The sequence below is a fragment of the Microcoleus sp. Pol12A5 genome (assembly GCF_036701435.1).
Lineage (GTDB): Bacteria > Cyanobacteriota > Cyanobacteriia > Cyanobacteriales > Microcoleaceae > Microcoleus.
The window spans coordinates 1-13,545 of record NZ_JAUBQU010000031.1 but is presented as its reverse complement, the minus strand read 5'-3'; the positions used below and the strand labels follow the sequence as shown (position 1 = coordinate 13,545).

Here is a 13,545-nt window from a genome sequence, read left to right as displayed (position 1 = left end):
AACGATAAATGAACAAGAGTGTTTGAGCTCTTGGAGAGCATTTTTTCATGTACGATATTACCTTATTTACCCCGCAAGACATGGCTAAATGCAGCTTAGTCCTGCGCCACTTAGGTAGAAATACTGCTAGTATGGAAGCCACCAGCCAGAAGATTGTTAACTATATTTACCAACATTTTTGCGATTCGCAAACTGGAGAAAATAGCTGTGCCTTAGTGCGTTTGTTCAAAACTCATCCCTACCGGGAATTAGAAGACTCATTGCAACAATCCGCCCGCCACTTGATGAAGGGCAATTCCCCCGCCGCCGACATGAAATGTTGGACTCTGCTAGCAGCCGCAGGCACAGAACCGCAGTGGAATTCTCGGCACACAGCAGCAGAAAATAGAGCTATTCCATTAGTTAGCACAAAATTAGTGGCTCAAATGCCGGCGATTTCGGAAATAATCCGGCAGTTTGGTTTAGACATTCCTACATTCCTCGGAAGTGAGCCAGAAAGGTTCCTGCAATTAGAGCCGGCAGTATTAAATATTTTTTATGTATCAGAGGCAAAAGGCAGCCCCTTTATTCCTGAGCAAAATTCTTTAATTATTCCCTACAATGTCAAGTCTGTCTTGGGATTTGGGGGACTTCTGCCGTCAGGAAGTTCGTTTGCGGTAGTGATGTTCCTGAAAGTTAAAATTTCCCAACGCAGGGCTGAAATGTTTAAAGATTTGGCACTTAGTGTCAAAACAGCATTGTTCCTTCCCGACGAAAAGAGTGTTTTTGAATATTCAGAAAAGCATACAACCTTTCTTACAAATAACAATAATTGCGAAACCCAATTACTGGAATATCAAGTGGCTACTCTGATGCAATTGCTGGACTTTTCAGAACAAGAAATGCTGATACAAGCCGCTCAGTTTCAACAGATTATTGACAATTTACAGCAAGAACTTGCCGAACACAAAAATAAGGAACAAGCTTGGAAAATAAGCCAAAGTTAATTTACAGGCATCCTCAATATTCCCAATGATGCTACTTTGCAAGTCGAGGAAAATCACGAAATTCAGCGTTTTAATCAAGGGGAAGAACAGATTTAAACTAAGGTCTGTGTTTAGCAACCTGGTTTATCCATGAAACCGAGTTGTTGCGGTATTTGCGGATACTAATTTACGATCGCACATTTTCTCGATCGAGTTTTTCGCTATCAGCAAATTTACAAATGGCTAACGGCGCGCCTTTCTGCGGGAAATTGGTCGCACTGGGGAGAAGGGCTAAACGCTTTGAGCGTAACTTTTGTAGCATTTCCTATTTCCTTAAGTGTTAGTTCGTTTTTGCTTCCGGCTCCCTATGGAAACGTCAGCTTAGATTATTATTTGTTAAGGAAGAGTCTATTTTGGTTGAGGCTAAGTATCATGCTAACAATATTTTTTATTTAGCCGGCTTACCCCTACAAATATGACTGTAAAATTCAACATCCGAAAAGCCTGATTCGTAAGCTTTTGGCAGGGGATAATTGATGGGGATCTACACAAAAGCGCAGTTACAATAGGAAAAGAAAATAACTGCTGGGACTAGCGTGCGGCGCGATGGGGATACTGAGTGGACGAAGGCTACAAATCGGGGAGATTTGTAGCCTTATATTTGTCAATAGGAATTTTTGACAGCAACAACGCGAATTCGGCGATAATCTGCAATCCAATTACCATAGCGGTACAGCGTCGGCCGCAAACGCTCTTCAACGGAGTTCATTACCTGCGATCGCACACCATCAGACAACCCCGACAAAAACTCGCCAGCAAACATTTCAATCCAATTTACCATACCCGCGCTGCCACCTTCTAGGGAAGTCGGGCGATCGAACAAAACGGCATAACTAACCTCAAATCCCTGCTTTTCCAAAAGCCCAGCATACTCGCCAATACTCGGAAAATACCAAGGATTAAGCGCTTCAGGCTCCTCGCAGCCAATTTCTGCCAAAACACTCAAAATTGCCCGGACGATCGCCCCCACGTTCCCCTTACCGCCAAACTCAGCCACAAAACGCCCTCCCGGCTTCAGCGCTTTTTCCACACAATTAATCACAGCATCCGGCTGTTTAATCCAGTGCAAAACCGCATTAGAAAACACAGCATCTAACGGCTCTTCTACTTGAAAATTCCTCGCATCTGCGACAGAGAAGTTAATGTGAGGATAGTTAACTTTAGCCGTGGAAATCATCGACAAAGATGAATCAATACCTTGCACAAAAGCACCACTTTGAGCGATCTTTTCAGTTAACTGTCCGGTACCGCAGCCCAAATCCAGAATTTGTTCACCAGTCTTCGGAGCGAGTAACTCCAAAAGCGATTCGCCGTACTGCCACACAAAGGCGTGCTTTTGTTCGTAAAGAGTTGTATTCCAAGAATTTTGTGCCATGATAATTACCCTGAACCTTTATTATCTTTCTCTGTGTTCTCTACGTCTCTGCGGTTAATAAAAAAAAATCCTTCTTCACAAAACCAACCAACTTATTTGTTGGCGAGTTGGGCTATCGCACTTCCCTCGATTCGGCAAACTCTAATATTTTCCAAAATGCGCGCTCCCTGCTTTTCATAAAAAGCAATTCCCGGCGCATTGCCAGTATTAACAGTCCATTCCATACGCCCGCAATTTGTGGACTCAGCAATTTGTGCCAAATACTTTAACAGCGCTGTGCCGACTCCCATTCCTCGCATAGGATCTCGCACAAATAAATCATCAAGCCAAAGACACGGCTGCGTCAATAAACTTGAATAGGAGGAATAAAAAAGAGCAAAGCCTACCGCTGTTCCTGCAACTTCAGCCAACAAAACCCGCACTAGCAGAGGCTGGCAAAACAACGTTTGCTGCAATTTATCTGCTGTTGCTGCCAACAAATTTTTAGATCCATCAAATTCGCTTTTTTGCGAGATAAAATCCATGATTAATTCCAAATCTGCTAGCTCTGCTTCTCTAATTTTGATATCCAAATTAGCCATTGTTTAATTTTCAATGTCGCCTATTAATCACTGTATGAAATATCATCATTAATGTCCAATATATGTTTAACTAACCACTTATACTTTTAAAATATAAATGATTGGGGAGCTATGGAACTTCGGCATTTGCGTTATTTCATTGCAGTTGCAGAGGAACTGAATTTCACTCGCGCAGCCGAAAAACTGCATATTGCCCAACCTCCGCTGAGCCAACAAATCCAGCATTTGGAGGCAGAATTGGGGTTTCAACTGTTTCGCCGCACCAAGCGGACGGTGCAGTTAACGGCAGCGGGACAGGTTTTTTTCGAGGAGACCGGGAAAATTCTGCAGCAAGTCGATCGAGCAATTCAACTCGGCCGACAAACCAGTCGGGGCGAACTCGGACAATTGACGATCGGCTTTGTGAGTTCCTCCGCCCACAACGTGGTTCCAGCGATTTTGCAGGCCTTTCGCACTCGGTGTCCCGCCGTCAAGCTGGAACTGCACGAACTGACGACAAACGAACAGTTGCAGCGGCTGCGGTTCGGGCAAATTGATGTCGGCTTCGTGCGCCCTCCGGTTGAGGAAGACGGGATAAATTCTGAAATCGTTTTTCGAGAACCGCTGATCGTGGCACTGCCAGAAACGCATCATTTGGCCGATCGCGCGAAGGTGGAATTACGCGAACTTTCCACGGAACCGTTCATCCTATTTCCGCGTTCCCTAGCTCCGGGGTTGTACGATCCGATCGTCAGTCTTTGTCAGCAAGCAGGTTTTAGCCCGATCGCAGCTCAAGAAGCAATTCAAATGCAAACGATTGTCAGCTTGGTAGCCGCCGAGATGGGAGTGGCGATCGTCCCGGCATCAATGCAAAATTTTCAACGCAGCGGGGTTGTTTACAAAGCGTTACCAGAATCAACCTGCATTGTGGCGATCGCTCTGATTTGGCGCAGCGATCCAACGGCGGCAGTGCAGCGCTTTTTGGAAGTCGCCAGACTTCAGCAGCGGATTTGATATTTGAGATTGTAAATTTGAGATTGACTGGTAAATTGACAAAGTTATCAAAACTCAAAGATTTTCTGTGCAACAACACCCGTAGAATGATTAATTGATGCTCGGAGTTCGAGCAACTACCGCCGTAAAAGTCGGCACGATCCGACCCCAACGGATCACAATATCCCACGTAACTATTCAGTACAAGAGAGCAAGGGATGGTATTGGCAACAGAAATGGGTTCGTCCCAACCGGAATCCTCTTTCGATTTATCTACTTATCTAGTCAAGCGAAAAGAGGCGATCGAGGTAGCTCTCGACAGTGCACTGCCGGTCATCTACCCAGAGAAAATCTACGAAGCAATGCGCTACTCGCTGCTAGCGGGGGGCAAGCGCCTGCGTCCGATCCTGTGTCTGGCTAGCTGCGAACTGGCAGGCGGCACTACATCTATGGCAATTCCCACAGCTTGCGCTTTGGAAATGATCCACACGATGTCGCTGATTCACGACGATTTGCCGGCAATGGACAATGACGACTACCGGCGCGGCAAACTGACGAACCACAAAGTCTACGGCGAGGATATTGCCATTTTGGCTGGCGATGGTTTGCTGACCTATGCTTTTGAATTTATCGCCACTAAAACTCAGAACGTACCCCCCCACCAGGTGTTGCAGACGATCGCCCATTTAGCGCGGGCATCGGGTGCTGCTGGACTCGTAGGCGGTCAGGTGGTTGATTTGGAATCGGAAGGAAAGACAGATGTTTCTCTGGAAACTTTGAATTACATTCACGCTCACAAAACAGGCGCGCTGTTAGAAGCCTGCGTAGTTTGTGGGGCAATTCTGGCTGGTGCCTCAGCAGCAGATTTGCAGCGACTGTCTCGTTTCGCTCAAAATATTGGGCTGGCTTTCCAGATCGTTGACGACATTTTGGATATTACTGCTACCCAAGAAGAACTGGGCAAAACTGCTGGCAAAGATGTTCAAGCAGGGAAAGTCACTTATCCGAGTTTGTGGGGAATTGAGGAGTCTCGGCGCCAAGCTTCGCAGCTTGTTGCTGATGCTAAGGCTCAATTGGCAGTGTTTGGGAGCAAAGCTCTACCGCTGCTGGCGATAGCCGATTTTATTACCAGCCGGAGTAACTAGAAATACCAAACACTATGCAGGAAATTTGCAGCGCCATCTTAAACAATCATGTACTCGTGGTTGCTTTGCTCGCTTGTCTGGCGGCTCAGATAATGAAGTTGCCGATCGAGTTGGTCAAAAATCGCAAGTTTAATCTTCGGTATTTGGTAACAACGGGGGGAATGCCCAGCGCTCACTCGTCTTTTGTGGGCGCTTTGGCTGCTGGAGTCGGACAAACGATGGGATGGGAAAGTCCGGATTTTGCGATCGCTGCGATCTTTGCAATTATTGTGATGTATGACGCAGCAGGCGTCCGCCAAGCAGCAGGCAAGCAAGCTCGCATCCTCAACCAAATTATTGACGAGTTTTTTGAGGAAGATCACAACCTTAATGAGGCTCGCCTGAAAGAGTTGTTGGGACACACTCCTTTTCAAGTGCTTGTCGGTTTGGGGCTAGGAATCACTATTGCTTGGATCGCAGGGCCTGCATATTAGTTAACTGTTAACTGTTAGTTGTTGACTGTTAACTGTTAACTAATGACTACTGACCGAATTCTGCTTGCAGCAGGTCGTCATTATCATCGGCGATCGTGGCGACAATAGTAATAACCCGAGAAATTTCCCCAGCCGAGATTTCCGCCATCGTCCGAGTCGATACTACGGCAACTTGATTATCAACAATGGCAAAATGAGCTTCTAAAGTAGACAGCCAATTCATTTCTAGAATTTTCCGCATTAATTGAGCTTCATTCTTCGCTGGCAACTGCAGTACAAAAGCCCAAACAGTCAAAGTATCATCTTCGGTTTCGCCCGTAAGTTGTACGAACACTTCGACACTGCCGTACTTGAACTTCCAAAGATGTCCGCCAGCTTCACTTTGACCGACCATCACTTTTTGGTCTACAGCCATGCTGGCGATGACAGTTTCAATTTCTTCTGCATAGGTGACGGCTGTGGCTTTTTCGACCTGCTCGGAGGCGATCGCGCTTTCACTCGATTGGCTTTCTGCGGAAGCTGTTTGTAGGTTCGGCTCGCTGGTAGTCATGATTATATTTAGACGGAAAACTATTCCAATAATCAGTTTACTTGCTAAAGCTTAAAATTATGACTTTAAATACACTGGTTCCGAGGCTATGCCTGGGAACCAGTATATCTCGCTTGTCTGCAGAGGCAGGCGCAAGTTTGACTTGCAGAGCGGTTTCAACCAGGTTCGCGATCGTATTTAAGCCTTGGGCTTAGCCGCCGCCGGCTTCTTCTCAATGGTATTCAAGCCGTTGAGGAACATGGGTACCAATTTCTCCATAAATGCCTGCGGGTCGCGGTTCCAGGCCCGCTGAGCTACATCGACTCTGGTCATTTGTAGATCGGGGGCCAGCAGGCTTGCGGGCAAGCGTTCCATCAGGTATTGCGGGCGTTCCCACATCGGCATGGTGTTGGCAATATCCACAAGGCGGGTGACGCGGCGGAGTTCTGCCCCCAGCATGATATCCATTCCCGATTCAAAAGCTGCTTGTTCGATCGCCATATACTTGCGCTTTGCCTGTTCCACCTTTTGGCGGTGTTCCGGGCTTTTGTCGGCGATTTTGGCCAGCCAGCGGTTGCCCCAGCGGACGTGACCAGCTTCTTCTGGAAAAATCTTTTCGATGGTTTCGCGGATTTTGATGTTTTCTGCGGTTTGGGGAGCCTGTTTGAGGGCGTGGATGTGCGCTGAGAAGTATTCGCAGCCACGCTTTTCGGTGACATTGATTGCGACTAAGCCTGCAATTATACTGTCATCGAGGTTGCGTTTCGGGTCGTATATATCTTTGTCCAGCAGGCGGTCAAATTCGTCAATGTAGGACATTCCCGGCGGCGTTCCCACATTTTGGCCGAGGTCTACCAGCAAGTCGGTGAGCCACATAGCGTGCCGCGCTTCGTCGGAAATGTGCCGGGAGAGGTCGCGTACGAGTTCGGCCGGTTCCCCGTCTAGCCGTTCGATCACGTCGGTGAGGTCTTTGCAACTGCGCTGTTCGCTGTAGCGGTAGCGGTTGAGGGTGATCAGGTGAATTTCGCGATCGCGCACTACATTAGCTAAAATTTCGCGCGCTCCCATTGCGTTGCGTAGCTTGCGGGGGTAGGCAACAGTCATGCTTTTATGTTGTTTTGTAAAGATACTTATATAAGTGTAACGCAGTTTTTTCGACAACCAATTACCTCGCAAGGCAGAAAGTTATTGTTTAGCACGGAGAGTCAATTTTATACAGACAGTTTTTTTACTAGCTCAACCAACGACAATAGTTTGGAGTTGCCAGTCATACAATTTTAGATTTTAGATTTTAGATTAAAAATGACTGATGATTATCAGAGTTGGGAGCTTTTCTACAGTTAGATTATTTTTTTAAACTGCGATCGCGCAAGGGTTGCGCGGATCGCAGAAAGCAACCTCATACACTCAAAACTTTTCAGGTTCCCTCGAGTCTTGGGTCTCAACACTAGCAGACTCTTGTTGAAATTTTCGCGCCTCTTCTACTTCTAACCTAGCCAGAGTTGTCGCCACATCAGCTAACTGTAAAGCCAGATTCATCCGACAAACCGGGTTTTTTTCCCTCCAGAGGTCTTTTGCCAAGAAATGTACTCGATAGCGAAACATTTTAATTGAATTTGGCGGAGTAACTTTCACGGTCATAGTCTTTCTTCTGTTGAAGTTTGAATGCCCAGCAGCACCCGTTCTAGTTCCAAGTAAACAAATGTCAGCATGATTACTTTATCTTCATCGGTGATTGTAACACTACAAGTTGCCGATCGAGGTTCAACGCCTTCGTGCCTGACAACTACAGTATATTTTCCCTGCTTCAGGTTATCAAAATTCACATCTGCCTCAAACAGGTCAACTGTCTCCTCGGCCAGCACTCGTCCTTCTTGAGTCAGTAAAGTGACAAACGCAATGCCGTCAACTGAAGTCATGGCGACGTTACTCTGATTGCGGATCATCACAAAAATATCGGACATCGTTTAGTCATTGTTAATTGCTAATTGCTAATTTAGAATGAGTGCAGAATCTCACAAACAAAGGAGCATAAATACGGTGAATTATTTCAAGTTTTTGCTAATTTTGCCTGTTAGTGCAGCGGTTCTCGGTTTAGGAAAAAGTGTGGTTCTAGCTGCTGTCTGGAATATCTCTGAGAATGAGCCTGGTTTGCAACTTCACGGCGTGCGGGTTACTCAAAGGGACGATCGCAATTTAACTAACTCAAAAGGTACATTAAAAGAAGGCAGTGCCCTCTCTGTCGATCCTGATGAAGTTACAGGCATACCAAAAGCTGAGGCCAAGGCACGTTTCATTCTGAATAAGATATATCGGGTTCAGGAAGGCACTACTCCTGACGATTTATTTATTGTTGATGAGAAAGCAAATAAATGGGCTGTAGAGGATGTCTCTGAGGCTACAATGGGTCCTACTACTAACAGCGTTGCCCAGATAGTGTCGGGTAACGGGAGAGTCTGGGCTCTGATCCAGAAGTTCTAAACTCGAAAAAAACGCCGCTTTTAAAGGCGGCGTTCTTATTAATTAAAAATTACAGGTTAAAAATGGTATAATTCCCAGTTTTAACTTTTAATTTTTAATTATTAATTTTCTTCTAACAGTCGTAGTAGAGAGCAAACTCGTAGGGGTGAGGACGCAGCCGCATCGGGTTGACTTCATTGTCGAGTTTGTAGGAAATCCAGGTTTGGATGAAGTCTTCGGTAAATACGCCGGTTTCTGTTAAGAAACTGTGGTCTTTTTCTAAAGCTTCTAAAGCGCCTTCCAAGGAACCGGGAGTCGAAGGAATCTTGCTCAATTCTTCAGGGGAAAGGTCGTAGATATCCACGTCCAAAGGTTCGCCCGGATCGATTTGATTCTTGATGCCGTCTATGCCGGCGCACAGCATGGCTGCAAATGCTAAATAGGGGTTGGATGTGGCATCGGGACAGCGGAATTCTAACCGCTTGGCTTTGGGGTTGGTTCCCGACAACGGAATCCGCACTGATGCCGATCGATTCCCTTGAGAGTAAGCTAAGTTTACAGGCGCTTCAAAGCCCGGAACTAAACGCTTGTAGGAATTGGTCGTGGGGTTGGTGATTGCCAAAAGTGCCGGTGCGTGCTTGAGAATGCCACCGATATAATGCAGTCCCATTTGGCTGAAACCAGCATATTGATCGCCTGCAAATAGAGGCTGACCGTCTTTCCAAATCGACTGGTGAACGTGCATCCCGGAACCGTTGTCGTTAAACAGCGGTTTGGGCATGAAGGTGATGGTTTTGCCGTATTTTTTGCCGACGTTTTTGATGACGTATTTGTAAGTTAGCAAGTAGTCGGCTGCTTGTACTAAAGTTGCAAAGCGGAAACCGAGTTCGCATTGACCGCCGGTGGCGACTTCGTGGTGGTGTTTTTCGATGGGTACGCCACATTTTGCCATTGTCAGCAGCATTTCCGTTCTCATGTCTTGAGAGGTGTCGGTTGGTGCTACTGGGAAATAACCTTCTTTGTAACGCGGTTTATAGCCGAGGTTGCCGCCTGCTTCTTCTTTGCCGGAATTCCAGCGACCTTCGATCGAATCTACGTAATAGTAGCCGGAATTTTGGGTTTGGTCGAAGCGAACGTCGTCAAAAATAAAGAATTCTGCTTCCGGCCCAAAGAATGCTGTATCGCCGAGACCGGTCGAAAGCAAGTAGTCTATGGCTTTTTGGGCAATGGTCCGGGGACAGCGACTGTACGGTTCGCCGGTGCGAGGTTCTTTGATGCTGCAAATGAAGCTGATGGTCGGTTCTGCCATGAACGGGTCCATCCAAGCGGTGGTCGGATCGATGACCATCGTCATGTCTGATTCGTTGATGGCTTTCCAGCCCCGAATGCTGGAACCGTCGAAGGGTACGCCGTCTGTGAATGAGCTTTCGTCGATTTGGTCGTGGTACAGGGAAAGGTGCTGCCAGATCCCCGGCATATCGATGAATTTGAGGTCAACGATCTGGATCTTATTTTCTTGTATGTAGTTTAAGGCTTCTTGGGGTGTCTGGAACATGACTTACTCCTGATATTGGTTGTGTCTTGGCGATCGGCCGATTTCAGACTGTTTGGGCGATCGTAGGCCTTCAGTACCCACTATTTTGTATCTATGGCTACAAAATTTTGAAATTGCTGCCCAGTGCGGCCTGGCAGTTCGTGATTCTTGCCCTGTGGATTATTTTTCGGCTGAAGATACAAGGCAGACGGCTGAATTTTGCTGCCGTTTGCCGAGGATAGACTACCTAGAGTGAAAATCCCATCTCAAATCTTAATCAAACGCCGATTTGTAGTAGTCTACAATAGGCGGTCTGTCTCAGATAGCAAAGTATTGATAAAGATTTTTGGGAGAGAAACTTATGCGCGATGCAGTGACGAGCCTGATTGAAAATTATGATGTTGCTGGTAGGTATTTAGACCGAGATGGTATCGATCGGTTGAAATCTTATTTTGCAACGGGCACGGCACGGGTACAGGCGGCGGCGGCGATTAACAGCAATGCTGCGGCAATTGTCAAGCAAGCTGGTATCCAGCTATTTGCTGAACAGCCGGAACTGATCCGTCCCGGGGGAAATGCCTACACGACTCGTCGCTACGCGGCTTGTCTGCGGGATATGGACTACTACTTGCGCTATGCTACTTACGCCCTGGTGGCTGGAAGTACCGACGTGCTCGACGAGCGCGTGCTGCAAGGTTTGCGGGAAACTTACAATTCTCTAAGCGTTCCCATTGGCCCGACGGTGATGGGAATTAGCATTATGAAGGAGATGGTTAAGGCTCAGGTGGAAGCTGCTGGCTTGTCTGTGGGGCCTTTTTTGGAGCAGCCTTTTGATTACATGATTCGCGAATTGAGCGAACAAGATATTTAAGTCAATTTGCTAGTTCTTGTAGCAGTAAATTGCATTTTTGGCTGGCAGTTAGCAGCACTTAGATCGATCGCTTTTTTTGGCCTCACAGCCTCCAAGCGATCTTTTTTTATGGGTTATACAATTTTAGATTAAAGATTTCCGATTAAAAATTATAGATTAAAAATTTGAATACTTGGGAATGACTGATGAATTAAGGGTGTGGAGCTTCCCTCTAATTGCATTCTTGTTTGAAACTGGTGCTAAAAATCGTCAACACATCCCCAGACGAGGCATTTGTCCAGGGGATTTTTGGTTTGGCGCAGATCGATTTGTGTGACGGTTGTTGCTTCTACTTCGCCGTTGGGGTAAAGAATGTGGATGATATCACCGCTGATGAATGCCAGGGGATTTTCTTGACAATTGCCCTGATTTCTGATAGGAAAGTTAATTATTTTCATGGTCGATCGCCCGCATGGTATGTGTAGCGCTTTTAGCTCCATATAAATCATCCGCTAGTCACAAAAATTATTGTGTGATTCTATGAATGTTTATCTGTGATCCAACTAAACAATCAGAGCGATCTCAGTCACATCCTGTGACCTAGGGGCGATCGCCCCGCGACAATCGCAAAACCAAAATAATCGCCAAAAATTAGCAGTGGAGCTTGTGCGTAAGTGCTAATCTGGTACTGTTCTTAACCCTATCCGTACAGATTAAAAACCTTGGCTAAACAGCGACTAGACACATTATTGGTCAGCCTAGATTTGTGCAGTTCCAGACAGCAAGCTCAGGCTTTGATTCGGACTGGGAAAGTCTCCATCAACCAACAGGTAGTTGACAAACCGGGTACTGAGGTTGACATCGCAGCAAAAATTCAGATTAAAGAGCGATCGCGCTATGTTTCTAGAGGCGGCGACAAATTAGCCAAAGCTTTAGAAGTTTTTGCGATTCCCGTTGCAGGCAGAATTTGTCTCGACGGCGGCATTTCCACAGGCGGTTTTACCGACTGTTTGCTGCAAGCCGGGGCCGCCCTAGTATACGGCGTAGATGTTGGCTACGGTCAAGCAGATTGGGGCTTGCGTAACGATCCGAGAGTAATTTTGAAAGAACGCACCAATTTGCGGTACATGACTGCTGCTGAGCTTTACGGCGACTCTGAGCGAGCAGATTTGGCGGTAGTAGATGTGTCGTTTATTTCCCTGGATAAGATTTTACCCGCGCTGTGGGAATTGTTGGTACCACCGCGAGAAGCGGTGTTGCTGGTAAAGCCGCAGTTTGAGGTAGGGCGCGAGAGAGTCGGAAAAAAAGGCGTAGTGAGAGACTCAGCAACTCAAGCTGATGCGATTTTTCAAGTGTGGAAGGCAGCCACAGCTTTAGGATGGCAGCAACGCGGCTTAACGTGGTCGCCTTTACTTGGCCCGGCCGGTAATATCGAGTATCTTTTATGGTTGGGGATCGATCGCGAACAAGAAACAGACCAGAGGGCGATCGAAGAGGATGTTGTGACAGAACGGATCGCACAAGTCACCAAAGCAGCGGCGCGGGAACTTGTCGATAGATTGTAGATTGTAGATTGATTTCTAGATGTCAAACTAATCAATTTTAAAAGTCAAATTTGGAACTCCAGATTGCTTTAAAATTTCATTTTTTTTTGTCAATCGGACTCCTCAACTTTCACAAGAGTGAATAATTCCATGCAATCATTCAAACAAGCCGGTTCAATTTTACTCTACGTTCTAGGTGGCATCGGGTATGTAGCAATTGTAGCTACTATTTTAGGCGTTTCAATTCTCATCAAGTGGGCCGCTCTGCTACTAGCCGACAAATTATTATATACAATTCTGATTATCGGCGATTTGTTGAGGGGTATCGAAATTATTGAACTGTTAAATATATTGATATTTGCATTTATCGGTATGGGAGTGGGTGTGGCTACAAGACTTCTGCACCCTCAATACGGTCGCAAAATTAGTGCGGCTTTGTTGATAGTTATAGTTCCCTTAGTTTTCATGATTACACCAGCCATTCGATATAATGCTTGGCTGGAAAAAGTGGAAGAATCGGATAAATTATCGCCTTCGCAAACTGCAACCTTAACTAACTCATTTTTGAATAGAAAAGTTGGATTGCCAGGTTTTATCGGTTATTACGTATATACTGGTCAGTTTCCGGTTATTCCGACGAAACAATCGGAGATGAAAGACCTTGACAGTTTTGAAAAAAAAGTTAATTCCAGATTTGTACAGTTCACAGGTATTGCTCCGACTATTGTTTCTTGGTCAATGCGGGTTTGTTTTTGGCTGATTAGAATATTTTACTTTTCTATAGCGGTAATTGCCACGATCGCGCATTTTAGGGAAGGTGTGAGAATCGCGAGACGGTAATACGATTTTCGATTAAAGAAGGGGATATCACTGATGAATATCCTGCTTTGGAGCTTACCTACAGTGGCATTCTTTTTTGACAATAGTATCTGGGGGGGTGACAAAGAGGTCTACGAGATAGACTGTATAAGGGTTGCGGTCCGCATACCTTGTTGATAAAAGCGGCGTTTATTGGGAGTTAACTTCATTAACTGTTCTACCTCGTCAGAATATTGTT

The 13,545-nt window shown here is 46.0% G+C and carries 17 protein-coding genes; 8 read left to right on the top strand and 9 right to left on the bottom strand.

Annotated elements, in window-relative coordinates:
• Window positions 1-47 precede the first annotated feature (47 nt).
• The gene (locus QUA45_RS11095) at window positions 48-986 is read left to right on the top strand and encodes a histidine kinase (RefSeq protein ID WP_333220702.1); all 939 of its coding nucleotides are present in this window, start codon (window positions 48-50) and stop codon (window positions 984-986) included.
• Between the two features lie 166 nt (window positions 987-1,152).
• Here QUA45_RS11095 and QUA45_RS11090 read toward each other — a convergent pair whose 3' ends face one another.
• From QUA45_RS11090 to QUA45_RS11080, 3 genes are all read right to left on the bottom strand, one after another.
• Window positions 1,153-1,287 carry a hypothetical protein gene (locus QUA45_RS11090; RefSeq protein WP_333098798.1) on the bottom strand — a complete coding sequence of 45 codons (135 nt, stop codon included), beginning with the start codon at window positions 1,285-1,287 and terminating at the stop codon, window positions 1,153-1,155.
• A gap of 342 nt (window positions 1,288-1,629) precedes the next feature.
• Window positions 1,630-2,400 carry a methyltransferase domain-containing protein gene (locus QUA45_RS11085; protein WP_333220699.1) on the bottom strand — a complete coding sequence of 257 codons (771 nt, stop codon included), beginning with the start codon at window positions 2,398-2,400 and terminating at the stop codon, window positions 1,630-1,632.
• Window positions 2,401-2,492: 92 nt separating this feature from the next.
• Window positions 2,493-2,981, bottom strand: a complete 489-nt coding sequence (locus QUA45_RS11080) for a GNAT family N-acetyltransferase (protein ID WP_333145887.1) — start codon at window positions 2,979-2,981, stop codon at window positions 2,493-2,495.
• Window positions 2,982-3,092: 111 nt separating this feature from the next.
• Between QUA45_RS11080 and QUA45_RS11075 the strand changes: the two genes are divergently transcribed.
• The 3 genes from QUA45_RS11075 to QUA45_RS11065 all read left to right on the top strand — a co-directional run bounded on the left by QUA45_RS11075 (window position 3,093) and on the right by QUA45_RS11065 (window position 5,571).
• Window positions 3,093-3,974, top strand: a complete 882-nt coding sequence (locus QUA45_RS11075; RefSeq protein WP_333220697.1) for a LysR family transcriptional regulator — start codon at window positions 3,093-3,095, stop codon at window positions 3,972-3,974.
• 197 nt (window positions 3,975-4,171) lie between these two features.
• Complete coding sequence (gene crtE, locus QUA45_RS11070; protein WP_333098790.1) at window positions 4,172-5,098, top strand: geranylgeranyl diphosphate synthase CrtE; 927 nt, start codon at window positions 4,172-4,174, stop codon at window positions 5,096-5,098.
• A gap of 14 nt (window positions 5,099-5,112) precedes the next feature.
• Window positions 5,113-5,571 carry a divergent PAP2 family protein gene (locus tag QUA45_RS11065; RefSeq protein ID WP_333069238.1) on the top strand — a complete coding sequence of 153 codons (459 nt, stop codon included), beginning with the start codon at window positions 5,113-5,115 and terminating at the stop codon, window positions 5,569-5,571.
• 46 nt (window positions 5,572-5,617) lie between these two features.
• Here the strand turns inward: QUA45_RS11065 and QUA45_RS11060 are convergent, their stop codons facing one another.
• The 4 genes from QUA45_RS11060 to QUA45_RS11045 all read right to left on the bottom strand — a co-directional run bounded on the left by QUA45_RS11060 (window position 5,618) and on the right by QUA45_RS11045 (window position 8,064).
• Window positions 5,618-6,121 carry a YbjN domain-containing protein gene (locus tag QUA45_RS11060; RefSeq protein WP_333098789.1) on the bottom strand — a complete coding sequence of 168 codons (504 nt, stop codon included), beginning with the start codon at window positions 6,119-6,121 and terminating at the stop codon, window positions 5,618-5,620.
• Between the two features lie 177 nt (window positions 6,122-6,298).
• The gene (locus QUA45_RS11055; protein WP_333098788.1) at window positions 6,299-7,204 is read right to left on the bottom strand and encodes a ferritin-like domain-containing protein; all 906 of its coding nucleotides are present in this window, start codon (window positions 7,202-7,204) and stop codon (window positions 6,299-6,301) included.
• Between the two features lie 303 nt (window positions 7,205-7,507).
• Entirely contained in the window at window positions 7,508-7,741 is a 234-nt protein-coding gene (locus QUA45_RS11050) for a hypothetical protein (protein ID WP_333098786.1), read from the bottom strand.
• Window positions 7,738-8,064: a hypothetical protein gene (locus tag QUA45_RS11045; RefSeq protein WP_333098785.1), complete on the bottom strand. Its 327-nt coding sequence runs from the start codon at window positions 8,062-8,064 to the stop codon at window positions 7,738-7,740. Before QUA45_RS11045 ends, QUA45_RS11050 begins: the two co-directional genes overlap by 4 nt.
• A 37-nt stretch (window positions 8,065-8,101) precedes the next feature.
• Between QUA45_RS11045 and QUA45_RS11040 the strand changes: the two genes are divergently transcribed.
• Window positions 8,102-8,581 (top strand): hypothetical protein, encoded by a 480-nt coding sequence (locus QUA45_RS11040; protein ID WP_333220695.1) that lies wholly within the window; start codon window positions 8,102-8,104, stop codon window positions 8,579-8,581.
• Between the two features lie 112 nt (window positions 8,582-8,693).
• Here the strand turns inward: QUA45_RS11040 and glnA are convergent, their stop codons facing one another.
• Window positions 8,694-10,115 carry a type I glutamate--ammonia ligase gene (gene glnA / locus QUA45_RS11035; protein WP_333069245.1) on the bottom strand — a complete coding sequence of 474 codons (1,422 nt, stop codon included), beginning with the start codon at window positions 10,113-10,115 and terminating at the stop codon, window positions 8,694-8,696.
• A gap of 340 nt (window positions 10,116-10,455) precedes the next feature.
• On the opposite strand from glnA, the gene apcB reads away from it, so the two are divergent.
• The gene (apcB, locus tag QUA45_RS11030; RefSeq protein WP_333069246.1) at window positions 10,456-10,965 is read left to right on the top strand and encodes an allophycocyanin subunit beta; all 510 of its coding nucleotides are present in this window, start codon (window positions 10,456-10,458) and stop codon (window positions 10,963-10,965) included.
• A 239-nt stretch (window positions 10,966-11,204) separates the two neighbouring features.
• On the opposite strand, the gene QUA45_RS11025 is transcribed toward apcB, so the two are convergent.
• The gene (locus QUA45_RS11025; RefSeq protein ID WP_333098782.1) at window positions 11,205-11,402 is read right to left on the bottom strand and encodes a hypothetical protein; all 198 of its coding nucleotides are present in this window, start codon (window positions 11,400-11,402) and stop codon (window positions 11,205-11,207) included.
• Window positions 11,403-11,666: 264 nt separating this feature from the next.
• Here QUA45_RS11025 and QUA45_RS11020 point away from each other — a divergent pair, with 264 nt between their 5' ends.
• Together QUA45_RS11020 and QUA45_RS11015 are read left to right on the top strand one after the other, a co-directional pair.
• Window positions 11,667-12,509: a TlyA family RNA methyltransferase gene (locus QUA45_RS11020; RefSeq protein ID WP_333098780.1), complete on the top strand. Its 843-nt coding sequence runs from the start codon at window positions 11,667-11,669 to the stop codon at window positions 12,507-12,509.
• 129 nt (window positions 12,510-12,638) lie between these two features.
• The gene (locus tag QUA45_RS11015) at window positions 12,639-13,328 is read left to right on the top strand and encodes a hypothetical protein (protein WP_333098778.1); all 690 of its coding nucleotides are present in this window, start codon (window positions 12,639-12,641) and stop codon (window positions 13,326-13,328) included.
• The last annotated feature ends 217 nt before the right edge of the window (window positions 13,329-13,545 follow it).

Bases quoted from the DNA above. Each gene is read 5' to 3' on its own strand.
- QUA45_RS11085 (WP_333220699.1), bottom strand. From the start codon at position 2,400: ATGGCACAAAATTCTTGGAATACAACTCTTTACGAACAAAAGCACGCC.
- QUA45_RS11050 (WP_333098786.1), bottom strand. From the start codon at position 7,741: ATGACCGTGAAAGTTACTCCGCCAAATTCAATTAAAATGTTTCGCTAT.
- QUA45_RS11090 (WP_333098798.1), bottom strand. From the start codon at position 1,287: ATGCTACAAAAGTTACGCTCAAAGCGTTTAGCCCTTCTCCCCAGTGCG.
- QUA45_RS11075 (WP_333220697.1), top strand. From the start codon at position 3,093: ATGGAACTTCGGCATTTGCGTTATTTCATTGCAGTTGCAGAGGAACTG.
- QUA45_RS11095 (WP_333220702.1), top strand. From the start codon at position 48: ATGTACGATATTACCTTATTTACCCCGCAAGACATGGCTAAATGCAGC.
- QUA45_RS11065 (WP_333069238.1), top strand. From the start codon at position 5,113: ATGCAGGAAATTTGCAGCGCCATCTTAAACAATCATGTACTCGTGGTT.
- apcB (WP_333069246.1), top strand. From the start codon at position 10,456: ATGCGCGATGCAGTGACGAGCCTGATTGAAAATTATGATGTTGCTGGT.
- glnA (WP_333069245.1), bottom strand. From the start codon at position 10,115: ATGTTCCAGACACCCCAAGAAGCCTTAAACTACATACAAGAAAATAAG.
- QUA45_RS11025 (WP_333098782.1), bottom strand. From the start codon at position 11,402: ATGAAAATAATTAACTTTCCTATCAGAAATCAGGGCAATTGTCAAGAA.
- QUA45_RS11045 (WP_333098785.1), bottom strand. From the start codon at position 8,064: ATGTCCGATATTTTTGTGATGATCCGCAATCAGAGTAACGTCGCCATG.
- QUA45_RS11055 (WP_333098788.1), bottom strand. From the start codon at position 7,204: ATGACTGTTGCCTACCCCCGCAAGCTACGCAACGCAATGGGAGCGCGC.
- QUA45_RS11015 (WP_333098778.1), top strand. From the start codon at position 12,639: ATGCAATCATTCAAACAAGCCGGTTCAATTTTACTCTACGTTCTAGGT.
- QUA45_RS11060 (WP_333098789.1), bottom strand. From the start codon at position 6,121: ATGACTACCAGCGAGCCGAACCTACAAACAGCTTCCGCAGAAAGCCAA.
- crtE (WP_333098790.1), top strand. From the start codon at position 4,172: ATGGTATTGGCAACAGAAATGGGTTCGTCCCAACCGGAATCCTCTTTC.
- QUA45_RS11080 (WP_333145887.1), bottom strand. From the start codon at position 2,981: ATGGCTAATTTGGATATCAAAATTAGAGAAGCAGAGCTAGCAGATTTG.
- QUA45_RS11040 (WP_333220695.1), top strand. From the start codon at position 8,102: ATGAGTGCAGAATCTCACAAACAAAGGAGCATAAATACGGTGAATTAT.